Genomic DNA, 1,368 nt, shown 5'->3' on the forward strand with positions numbered 1-1,368 from the left:
AATGTATGTACCGGCTGCTGTTCGCAATTGATTTCTGGCATGTTCTCGGAAGTCGCTCATATGTATCCGGCCTGTTGATCGACACGCGGGTCGTGGCCTTGTTGGGGTTACGCTCGCACCGTGATCTCATTACCGGACAAGTCATTGTCGACTATTTGGGCCGTCAGATTCTGGGGGCGTAGTATTTCCGTTCCATGCTTTCGATCTGTCGCGAACTCCTTTGGGTCGCTTCGGCTCAGATGCCGATAGCAACCTCGTCTCTTTGCGCATCAAACGCAGTTTTGTGTCTCAGTATGCTCCAGGCCATGCGCGCCAGTTTATTGGCAAGCGCGACGGCGGCCTTGTTTCGATGCATGCGGTCGCAAGCGCGCGCCAGCCAATCGCCAAAGCTGAAGTCGGGCCAACGATGCGGCCGCATCATGATGATCTTCGCCGCCTGAACGAACAGCATCCTCAGATATCGACTGCCGCGTTTGGAAATGCGCCCTAACACTGTGCGACCGCCGGTGCTGTATTGCCTTGGAACCAATCCCACCCAAGCCGCAAAATCGCGTCCTCGAACAAAGGCCTCACCTTCCCCAATCGCCGCAACCATTGCTGTGGAAATCATTGGGCCAATGCCTGGCACCGTCATGACGTTGACGCAGTTCTCTTCAGTGCGACTGATCTCTTCGATCTCCTGTGACACCTTGTCGATGCGATCGTCCATCCACATCCAGTCACCGTAAAGACCGACCAGGATCGACCGCATGCGCGGCGATATCTCGTCCTTGCGCTCCTCCAGGATCGCTTCGAAGGAATTCTTCAGCGCACGCAGGCCTTTGCGCACTGTGATGCCCTGTTCGATAAGAAAGGCCCGGATCTGATTGATAGTGGCAGTCCGACGTGACACCAGACGCGATCTGACCCGGTGCAGGGCTTGAAGGTCGAGCTGATCCTGGCTCTTCTCGGACACGGTTTGGAGGTTGGGCCGAAGTGCCGCCTCGGCGATCGCCTCAGCATCGTTGTAGTCGTTCTTCTGACCTTTACTGAAAGGCTTCACATAGATCGCAGGGATGATCCGAGGCTCGAAGCCCATCTCGCGCAGTGTCCGGCTGACAAAGTGGGCGCTCAAGCATGCCTCCATGCCCACAATGCAGCGCGGCAGCTTCTCGAATGTTGCGACGAATGCGAGACGCTTAATCTGCTTACGCAGAACCCGCTGTCCCGTCGGATCGAAACCCACAATGTGGAAAGTGTCTTTGCCAATATCGATGCCGATCGACATCAGCTCATCAAAGTCGTTCTTCGCCATACTACTTCTCCGATTTGCAGAAATAGGCAAAGCCTAACCTGCTGGGTGAAGCAGCCGGTACATCCCATTACCGG

The 1,368-nt window shown here is 55.8% G+C and carries 2 protein-coding genes; one reads left to right on the forward strand and one right to left on the reverse strand.

Going from position 1 to position 1,368, the window contains the following annotated elements; genetic code table 11:
* Positions 1-182: hypothetical protein (locus ACR0L4_RS23570; RefSeq protein ID WP_480515633.1), on the forward strand; the 182-nt coding region annotated here is incomplete at its 5' end.
* A 53-nt stretch (positions 183-235) separates the two neighbouring features.
* Here the strand turns inward: ACR0L4_RS23570 and ACR0L4_RS23575 are convergent.
* Positions 236-1,294, reverse strand: a complete 1,059-nt coding sequence (locus ACR0L4_RS23575) for an IS110 family RNA-guided transposase (protein WP_480515635.1) — start codon at positions 1,292-1,294, stop codon at positions 236-238.
* Positions 1,295-1,368: the final 74 nt, after the last annotated feature.

The organism is Ruegeria sp. AB5, from assembly GCF_056542645.1.

Bases quoted from the DNA above. Each gene is read 5' to 3' on its own strand.
- ACR0L4_RS23575 (WP_480515635.1), bottom strand. From the start codon at position 1,294: ATGGCGAAGAACGACTTTGATGAGCTGATGTCGATCGGCATCGATATT.